12 protein-coding genes and 1 pseudogene are annotated in these 8509 nt (G+C 34.9%); all 13 read left to right on the top strand.

Annotation, left to right across the window (positions count from 1 at the left end; genetic code table 11):
• Nucleotides 1-275 precede the first annotated feature (275 nt).
• A complete protein-coding gene (locus tag KRR19_RS11965) occupies nucleotides 276-992 on the top strand; it encodes a YebC/PmpR family DNA-binding transcriptional regulator (protein ID WP_002481447.1) in 717 nt (238 codons plus the stop codon).
• Nucleotides 993-995: 3 nt separating this feature from the next.
• Nucleotides 996-1487, top strand: coding sequence for a cupin domain-containing protein (locus KRR19_RS11960; RefSeq protein WP_023015432.1), 492 nt, complete (start codon nucleotides 996-998; stop codon nucleotides 1485-1487).
• A gap of 383 nt (nucleotides 1488-1870) precedes the next feature.
• Nucleotides 1871-2344, top strand: coding sequence for a hypothetical protein (locus tag KRR19_RS11955; protein ID WP_105988727.1), 474 nt, complete (start codon nucleotides 1871-1873; stop codon nucleotides 2342-2344).
• Between the two features lie 30 nt (nucleotides 2345-2374).
• On the top strand, nucleotides 2375-2827 hold the full coding sequence (locus KRR19_RS11950) for a hypothetical protein (RefSeq protein ID WP_002481450.1): 453 nt from the start codon (nucleotides 2375-2377) through the stop codon (nucleotides 2825-2827).
• Nucleotides 2828-3218: 391 nt separating this feature from the next.
• Nucleotides 3219-3707 carry a gas vesicle protein GvpQ gene (gene gvpQ / locus KRR19_RS11945; protein ID WP_002481451.1) on the top strand — a complete coding sequence of 163 codons (489 nt, stop codon included), beginning with the start codon at nucleotides 3219-3221 and terminating at the stop codon, nucleotides 3705-3707.
• A gap of 60 nt (nucleotides 3708-3767) precedes the next feature.
• The gene (gvpJ, locus tag KRR19_RS12310; protein WP_002481452.1) at nucleotides 3768-4118 is read left to right on the top strand and encodes a gas vesicle protein GvpJ; all 351 of its coding nucleotides are present in this window, start codon (nucleotides 3768-3770) and stop codon (nucleotides 4116-4118) included.
• A gap of 163 nt (nucleotides 4119-4281) precedes the next feature.
• A complete protein-coding gene (locus KRR19_RS11935; RefSeq protein ID WP_216733648.1) occupies nucleotides 4282-4740 on the top strand; it encodes a GvpL/GvpF family gas vesicle protein in 459 nt (152 codons plus the stop codon).
• 1 nt (nucleotide 4741) lies between these two features.
• Entirely contained in the window at nucleotides 4742-4996 is a 255-nt protein-coding gene (locus KRR19_RS11930) for a gas vesicle protein GvpG (protein WP_002481455.1), read from the top strand.
• A 3-nt stretch (nucleotides 4997-4999) separates the two neighbouring features.
• Nucleotides 5000-5809 carry a GvpL/GvpF family gas vesicle protein gene (locus KRR19_RS11925; RefSeq protein WP_002481456.1) on the top strand — a complete coding sequence of 270 codons (810 nt, stop codon included), beginning with the start codon at nucleotides 5000-5002 and terminating at the stop codon, nucleotides 5807-5809.
• A gap of 17 nt (nucleotides 5810-5826) precedes the next feature.
• The gene (locus KRR19_RS11920; protein ID WP_002481457.1) at nucleotides 5827-6090 is read left to right on the top strand and encodes a gas vesicle protein; all 264 of its coding nucleotides are present in this window, start codon (nucleotides 5827-5829) and stop codon (nucleotides 6088-6090) included.
• Nucleotides 6074-6358, top strand: a complete 285-nt coding sequence (locus KRR19_RS11915) for a gas vesicle protein K (RefSeq protein ID WP_002481458.1) — start codon at nucleotides 6074-6076, stop codon at nucleotides 6356-6358. The genes KRR19_RS11920 and KRR19_RS11915 overlap by 17 nt, the downstream gene beginning before the upstream one ends.
• Before the next feature lie 40 nt (nucleotides 6359-6398).
• Nucleotides 6399-6713, top strand: a pseudogene (locus tag KRR19_RS11910) (gas vesicle protein); the annotation flags it as partial.
• Nucleotides 6714-6810: 97 nt separating this feature from the next.
• On the top strand, nucleotides 6811-8509 hold a 1699-nt coding region (locus KRR19_RS11905; protein WP_216733647.1), incomplete at its 3' end, for a YtxH domain-containing protein.

Here is an 8509-nt window from a genome sequence, read left to right as displayed (position 1 = left end):
GGCTTACATAAGAGTCCGTGAGGACTTCTATTATAAAGATTTTTATACATATTTTCGAAAATTTCATAAAAAAAATAAACTACCGTTACACTTTTTCAAGTTATAACGGTAGTTTGTCTACGGTCTGGAACAGCCCAGTTTTGGGCTGTTTTTTTATGAGAAATCAAAGTAATTATGCACAAAAGGGGAACTTGGTTTTCAATAACTATATATTAAGCGTGAAATCATGTATAATAGTTGATGTTAAAAATTGAGAGCGAAAGCGAGATGGAAGTATGGGACGTAAATGGAATAACATCAAAGAGAAAAAAGCCCAAAAAGATAAAAATACAAGTCGTATTTATGCGAAATTCGGTAAAGAAATTTATGTAGCTGCGAAATCTGGTGAACCTGATCCAGAATCGAACCAAGCATTACGTTTAGTGCTTGAACGTGCAAAAACGTATAATGTACCGAAAAACATCATCGATCGAGCGATTGACAAAGCAAAAGGTAATGATGATGAAAACTACGATGAATTACGTTATGAAGGGTTTGGTCCTAGCGGTTCAATGCTGATTGTTGATGCATTGACTAATAATGTTAACCGTACTGCATCAGATGTACGTGCTGCTTTCGGTAAAAATGGCGGTAACATGGGTGTATCAGGTTCAGTATCATATATGTTCACACATACAGGTACTTTCGCATTTGAAGGCAAATCTGCAGATGAAATCTTAGAAGTTTTAATGGAAAAAGATTTAGATGTGCGAGATGTTGTCGAAGACGGTGATTTAACTATCGTTTATGCTGAACCAGATCAATTTGCACAAGTACAAGAAGCTTTAAAAGAAAGCGGCGTTGAAGAATTCGAAGTTGCTGAATTTGAAATGTTACCTCAAAATGACATCCAATTATCAGATGAAGATAAAGCAACTTTAGAAGGCTTAATCGATGCGTTAGAAGATTTAGAAGATGTTCAAAACGTTTATCATAACGTGGACTTGGATTAAGTAATGGAACATTCTGTATCGGAATGGGTGCGCCAATTAGATTTATTACCGCATCCAGAAGGCGGCTATTATAAAGAAATTATTAAAGCTGAACGCCAAGAAGAAGGACAAGCACGTCCAGCTTATACGAGTATTTACTTTTTATTAACAGATGATAATATTTCACATTTTCATCGTATAGATGCAGATGAAATTTGGTATTATCACTATGGTAATACTTTAACAGTGCATATGATTTATCCTAATGGCCAATATGAAGCGGTAGACCTTGGGCCCGATATAACAAAGGGTGAAGTGCTACAACACGTTGTGCCTGCAGGTACAATTTTTGCATCTTCGATTAAAGATGGAAAAGGCTATGCGCTGGTTGGATGTATGTGCCAACCAGGTTTCATGTTTGAGCATTTTGAAATGTTTGATCAAGCGGAACTTAAAAAAGCGCATCCTCATTTAATTGAAGTGATTGAACACTATGCACTAGAAACTATTGATTGATTTTAAAATTGAATCTATGTTTTACTAAGCACTTGCTTTAGATTTTGGGAATGAGCCCAAGCTAAACCAAGTGCTTTTTTGTATCTCGAAATATTTGAACTGTAGCAGAAATTTATATTAGGGTAACACCTAGAATTTAATACGTCTTACGAATCAGCTATTTAATCTATTCGCATTGATGAAGTTTAAATGTTTAAAGCGAATATTGGAGAGGATTTTATTGGTAAATAGTTTTTATCTTATAGGCTAATTCTCAATCGATAAAAATAAAATACAAAATACGTTTTACCTAAAAAGTATAAATGAATACGAAAATGATTTGTTTGTAAATTAGAGTTGAGGGTAAAAACAATAATACCAATTAAAGAGAGAGGGGTGTTATCGTGAGCAGGTATAAAAAGGGCGTAAATATTAAAAAGAAGAAAAACAAGGGCAATAAAAACATTCATGTCGCTGATGCTATTGTAGGCGGTGTGTTCGGCGCAACTTTCGGCTGGTTCTATAGACGAGAAGGCACTCAAAATATGATTCACCGTGTAAAAGAATCAGAGTTATTCCAAAATATTGCTTCAGATGTTTATGAAATTACTGAAGAAAATATTAAAGCCTACATCGCGATGAATATTGAAAATAAAACCCGCGATTTTTTTCAAAAGCCCGATGAAGAGGACGAAGAATATTATGAAGATGATGAAGAATTTGAAGAAGCATACGTAGAAGATGAAGACGATGCTTACGATGATGAAGACGAAGAAGAGTTAGATGAAGAAGAATATTACGAAGCATTATTAGAAGAAAATGAACAGCTTAAAGAAGCTATCAGTCGTTTAGAAGATCGCTTTGAAGAGTTACTGTAAAAACATTAAGAAAGTAGAGGGGAAAACAGTATGAGCAAACAAATTAAAAACCAGACAGAAAAAACTAAAAAGTTACAACCTAAGAAGAAAAAATGGACATCTAGTCCCGTATACCGCACAGTGGCTGGGGGAGCAGTCGGTGCAGGTCTTGGTTATGTCTTAAAACCTAAGCAAGATAAAAAAGCACTTTATACTAAAAAGAATGCTTCAAATGCATCATTAAAAGATAAAGCTTCTGATTTAAAAGACTCTATCTTTGGTGATGATAAGAAGAAAAAAGGCAAAAAAGGTAAGAAAAATGCTAGGTTATTCAGTAAAAATACTAAAGGTAAAAAACGTAAAAAGAAACCAAATAAGAAACAGTTTCAGTTATTGAAATCCGAAAATGAAACATTGCAACAACGTTTACAATTTTTAGAAGATAAATTAGATCAATATACAACATCGAAAAAACGTAAGAAATCTCTTTTCCGTAAAAAATAAACTTTGGTTAAACGTTCAATCGAAAAGGTGCACAGTTAAAAAAACTGGCACCTTTTTTAACTAGTAATACAAGCACTTTCAAAACCTCAAGATGTTAAACGTCAATACAATGATTGTAATGTAGATTAAGAGAATGTTTCAAAAGTTGTAATTGTGTTTGAGTTTAAATTCAAAGTGGTACTGTAATTAACATGAAAGAAAATAGACTTTACAACTAAATCGAATATTCAACTAAAAACAATAAATAATTTAAAGGTATTCAGACATCCTTTGAATCAAACGATAAGAATGTACAGAAAAACATCTTAGACATCTTTATTTATTTTATTTATTGATAAGTCAAAGGTGGTTTCTATCAAAAAAGAAAATATCAATTTAAAGGAGGTCTACAATGCCTAATAAAATGGTGAAAAAAGCTGCTGGTGCAGTGGCAAAAAAAGCAATTGAAAAGACTCCTGACGAAATTGAAGATAAAGCAAAAGATAAATTAAAAGATAAAGCACACGAGATGATGGAAGAGAAAATAACAGAAGGCGTTCAAGATAAAGCAGATCAAGCAGCAGGCAAATTACAACAAGTGAAAGAGAAAAACCAAGAAGTTGTGCCTGAAGTTGCAGATAAAGCAACAGACAAAATGCAAGGCGCCCTGTTAAAGACACGTGATAAATTAGGACAAGTCAAAGAAGCCGGGGAAGCATTCCAAGAAAAAATCAACAAAGATGAGTCCGGTAACAGCAAGAAAAAAATCAAAGGTGTTCAAGACATCAAAAGTGTTCAAAACATCAAAGGTATTTCTAACATTAAAAGCTATAACGACATTAAACATGCCTCAGACATTAAGGGAGTAGAAGATAATAAATCAACATTGATTGACAACTAAAAGAAACATTAAAAGTTTAACGAATGAAAACAATATCAATTTGAGAGGGGATTGAACATTATGAGTTCAGTACAAAGAAGTGCAGATACGTCTAGTTTAGCAGAAGTAATCGACAGAATTTTAGATAAAGGTATCGTTATTGATGCTTACGTTAGAGTTTCAGTAGTAGGTATCGAAATCTTAACTATCGAAGCAAGAATCGTAATTGCCAGCGTAGATACTTGGTTAAGATATGCAGAAGCTGTAGGCTTACTGCGTGATGAAGTTGAAGAAGAAGGCTTACCAGGCCAACAACAAGAACAACTTTCAGGAGATACGAACCAACAGCAACAAATTTCTCAACAAAGTGAACCAGAAGAAGCAGAAACAAAAGAAGCAGACGACAAGAAAAAATCAAAATATAGTGTTTAATTTTTAAATTAAAAGGGAGGCGGCGACGGAATGTTGTCGTCATCTCTTACTATATAAGATTGATGGAGGATAATTATGACGATCAAAGAACTTATGAGTAAAATTAGAGAATTCTTCAATGAAAATGTAGCACCGCCTTTCAAAATTACTTCAATCGAAGAACGTGAAGGCAACGTTATTCCCTGAAATCAAAGGAAAATTTGAATTAGGACTAAAAGTCATTGGCAAACAAGAGTGGTTAGAGTCAGTAGTGAATGACGACCCTAAATTACAGGAAATGGCAAAATCAGTACGCAGCAAATCCGAAGATGCAGGCTACTATGAACGTATTCAACTGGGTTCTGCGACACAAGATGTTTTCAAGCAATTATCTAATAAAATAGAAGCGGATATTTATGAACCGCTCGCAGAGTTGAGTGCATCTGCTAAATCGAATGAACCTCAGAGCGAGAAAATGCTACTAAATGCAGCGTTTTTAGTTGATGAGAAAAATGATCAAGCCTTTGATGATTTAGTAAATAAACTCTATGAAAAATGGGAAGACAAAGTAGAGTTTAAGTACACAGGTCCATGGGCCGCTTACAACTTTGTGAATATCCGTCTTAATATCGAGGGATCATAAAATGATAGTATATGGCTCACTTAAGTTATTGAAAAAAATTGCAGAACAAGTCAAAGATGAAGCAGACAAAGAACTTTATGACCTTCCGACAATTGAAAAGAAATTAATTCAATTACAAATGCAAGAAGAACTAGGTGAGATACCAGAAGACGAATACAAGGAAAAAGAAGAACAATTATTAGCACGTTATGAAACGGCTAAACAAAAAGAAATTGATGAAGCAGAAGCAATGATACAACAAAAGGAAGATGAATAGCGAATGGAAAACTTGTTATATTTATATGCACTTGTTCCAGAAGCGGAACTAGAAAACCAAGACCTTCCTTCCCTAACTGGTTTTGATGGTGAAGGCAGCTTATATACAGTTCCTGTTGATGATAAAATCACAGCAATTGTATGTGATTTAGATGGGAATGAATATTCAGAAGAAGTAATCGAAGATAAAATCGATAATGATATGGAATGGCTACAGAAGAAAGCTGTTCATCATCATGAAACGATTGAAACACTTTATCAAAACTTTACTTTAGTTCCATTGAAGTTCTGTACGATTTACAAAACAAAAGACAGTTTGAAATCAACAATTCAAGGTTATAGCGAAAAAATTACTGCCACTTTCAATTTCCTAGAAGATAAAGAAGAATGGACAGTTAAAATTTATACAAACGATAAGAAACTTCGCAAAGAAGTCAGCAAAAATAACAAAGCTGTTGAAGAAAAACGTGAAGAAATCAAAGACTTGCCACGCGGCCGTCGTTTCTTTGCGGAAAAGAAAATTGACAGTATCGTTGATAAAGAGTTAGAAAATGAAAAAGACCGAGTCAGCGAAGACTTACATCAAAACCTCAAAGCATTAGCTGTTGATTTCTCAATTAAAAAGAATTGGGGCAGAGATGTAACAGGTTTAGAAGAAGAAATGGTATATAACAGTGTCTATCTTGTACCTAATGAAAAGGTAAATGATTTTCTTGAAGTCATTGATGACACTAAAAATGAATTACCAGAAGAAGGATGGCATATAGAAGTCGCTGGACCTTGGCCTGCCTACCATTTTTCTAGCTTTAACTAATATGGAGGTGGATAGAGATGCCGTCGACAAGAGAAACTATAGAAAACAAAGAAGTCGGTCTCATTGATATTTTAGATGTCATTCTCGATAAAGGTGTTGCGATCAGAGGAGATTTAATCATTTCGATTGCCAATATAGACTTAGTCTATTTAGACTTACGTGTTTTGATTTCTTCAGTAGAAACATTAGTACAGTCTTCTATGGGCAATCGTCGACATGATATTACTTCCGAAGCATTTGATGAACAAAGGAGGGAACTTCTAGATGCCACAGATGAATAATAATAGCTCACGTATCAACTTAGGCCAAGATAATGCAGAAGATGGATTAGCGCAATTAGTAATGACAGTAATTGAGTTATTGAGACAAATTGTAGAACGCCATGCCATCAGACGTGTAGAAGGCGGAACACTGACTGACGAACAAATCGAAGAGTTAGGTGTTGCCTTAATGGATTTAGAAGAAAAAATGGAAGAACTGAAAGACGTATTTGGACTAGACGATGAAGATTTAAACATCGACTTAGGTCCTTTAGGAAGACTTATGTAACAGTTCGTTATGAATTTGATTAAGGGAGTGAGAATAAGTTATGGCAAATGAACAACTGCCTCCTGCTTCAAACGGTTCTAGTAACTTAGTAGATGTATTAGAGAAAGTATTAGATAAAGGTGTCGTAATCGCCGGAGATATCAGAGTCGGCATCGCAGATGTCGAATTATTGACCATCAAAATTCGTTTAATCGTAGCTTCAGTTGATAAGGCTAAAGAAATGGGCTTAGATTGGTGGGAAACAGATCCGTATCTCACATCTAGAGCTACAGATATGAAAATTGCAGAACAACAAAACGCTGAAGCTGAAAACAAAGAACTACAAAAGAAAGTTGAAGCTTTAGAAAATAAACTCAACGAACAAAATGAAGCACCTTCAACAGAGAAGTCTACAGCTAAAAATGCTTCAACCAAAAAGGCATCCGATAAGCAATTAGATGGAGAGGATAAGGATGAGTAAAAAATCTAGAAAAAAACAAAAAAAGAATCAAAAGCGTGAAATCAACTTAACCAAAACCATAGCTGGCGGATTAGTAGGGGCTTCTTTCGGTTATCTTACGGCTCCTAAGAGCCGTAAGAAAATCGTAAAAGAATTAAGTAAAATTGTATTAAAAGGGACTGCCAAAGAATTTGGTCATACAACTAAGAAAAAAATAAGCAGCTTAACACCTTCCCCTAACAATCCTTTCAAAAAAAAAGCACCCGACGAAGAAAAATCACACGACATTCAAGAAGATGAAGACAAAGAAGAAAATACAACAGTATTAGTCCAAGGTGAAGATGATCGAGAAAATGAAGAAAATCAAAACGATCAAGACAACGGTGAAAATGACACTGATGAATCTGAAACAGAGGAAGTAGAAGATACAGAAGACAACGAAGAAACTGAAGACGATGATTCAGCAGACGAAGACAGCGATAAACCTAAAGGTAAGAAGAAAAAGAAATTCTTCGATAGATTCAAATCGCATAAATCTGATAAAGAAGAGTCAGATGATGATGAAGACTCAGAAGATGATGAAGATGAAGAGAACGATGACCAGGATAAAAAAGCATCAAAAAAATCTAAGTCAAAAGAAGATGACGATGATTCTGAATCTGATGAGGAAACAGATGCATCAGAAGATGAGGAAGAAGATACAGAAGACAACGAAGAAGATGAAGAAGATGATTCAACAGAGGAAGACAACGATAAACCTAAAGGCGAGAAGAAAAAGAAATTCTTCGATAGATTCAAATCGCATAAATCTGATGAAAAAGAGTCGGATGATGAAGACACTGATGAATCAGAAGATAATTCTGAAGAAGAATCCGAAGAAGATAGCGACAAACCTGAAGGTAAGAAGAAGAAAAAGAACATCTTCAGCAAGTTAAAATCACGTAAATCAAAGAAAAATGAATCCGAAGAAGAACAAGCATCAGATGATGAAGACGAAGAAAAAGAAAAACAAGACAAAAAAGCAACTAAGAAAAATAAAGCAAAAACTAAAAAGGAAGATGATTCTGAAGCTAAATCCGAAGATGATGATGTAGAAGATTCTGAAGAAGATGACACATCGAAAGATGAAGAAGAATCCGAAGAAACTAGTGTGGATAAAAAAGCATCAAAAAAATCTGAGCCGGAAGAAGAGACAGAATTAGTATCAGAAGATGACACATCAGAAGCAGATGAATCTGACGAATCAGAAGAAGAATCAGACGATGAAACTGAAGAGTCCAAAGAAGACACTTCAAAAGACGAAGACGCATCAGAAGAACCTGAAGCGGATGAAAAAACTACAAAAGCATCAGCCGGAAAAACTTCTGAAAAAACCGAATCAGAAGAAGAGCCTGAATCAGAATCGGATGAGGATGCATCAGAAACCAATGAATCTGATCAATCAGAAGATAAATCCGACGATGAGACTGAAGAGTCCGAAGACGCAGCTGAAGAGTCCAAAGAAGACACTTCAAAAGACGAGGACGCATTAGAAGAACCTGAAGCGGATGAAAAAACTACAAAAGCATCAGCCGGAAAAACTTCTGAAAAACCAGAATCAGAAGAAGAGTCTGAATCAGAATCGGATGATGAGACATCAGAAACAGATGAATCTGAGGAATCAGAAGAAGAATCAGAGGGTGAGACTGAAGAGTCTAAAGACGAAGCTGAAG

Origin of the sequence: Staphylococcus sp. CWZ226 (assembly GCF_018986355.1) — a bacterium.
GTDB classification, from domain to species: Bacteria; Bacillota; Bacilli; order Staphylococcales; family Staphylococcaceae; genus Staphylococcus; species Staphylococcus simulans.
Note: the sequence above shows the minus strand (reverse complement) of the source record. Positions and strands in the feature narration are given on the sequence as shown.

What these genes read in the sequence shown, in the direction of transcription:
- KRR19_RS11960 (WP_023015432.1), top strand. Translation starts at nt 996, where the DNA reads ATGGAACATTCTGTATCGGAATGGGTGCGCCAATTAGATTTATTACCG.
- KRR19_RS11930 (WP_002481455.1), top strand. Translation starts at nt 4,742, where the DNA reads ATGATAGTATATGGCTCACTTAAGTTATTGAAAAAAATTGCAGAACAA.
- gvpQ (WP_002481451.1), top strand. Translation starts at nt 3,219, where the DNA reads ATGCCTAATAAAATGGTGAAAAAAGCTGCTGGTGCAGTGGCAAAAAAA.
- KRR19_RS11920 (WP_002481457.1), top strand. Translation starts at nt 5,827, where the DNA reads ATGCCGTCGACAAGAGAAACTATAGAAAACAAAGAAGTCGGTCTCATT.
- KRR19_RS11915 (WP_002481458.1), top strand. Translation starts at nt 6,074, where the DNA reads ATGCCACAGATGAATAATAATAGCTCACGTATCAACTTAGGCCAAGAT.
- KRR19_RS11950 (WP_002481450.1), top strand. Translation starts at nt 2,375, where the DNA reads ATGAGCAAACAAATTAAAAACCAGACAGAAAAAACTAAAAAGTTACAA.
- KRR19_RS11965 (WP_002481447.1), top strand. Translation starts at nt 276, where the DNA reads ATGGGACGTAAATGGAATAACATCAAAGAGAAAAAAGCCCAAAAAGAT.
- KRR19_RS11925 (WP_002481456.1), top strand. Translation starts at nt 5,000, where the DNA reads ATGGAAAACTTGTTATATTTATATGCACTTGTTCCAGAAGCGGAACTA.
- gvpJ (WP_002481452.1), top strand. Translation starts at nt 3,768, where the DNA reads ATGAGTTCAGTACAAAGAAGTGCAGATACGTCTAGTTTAGCAGAAGTA.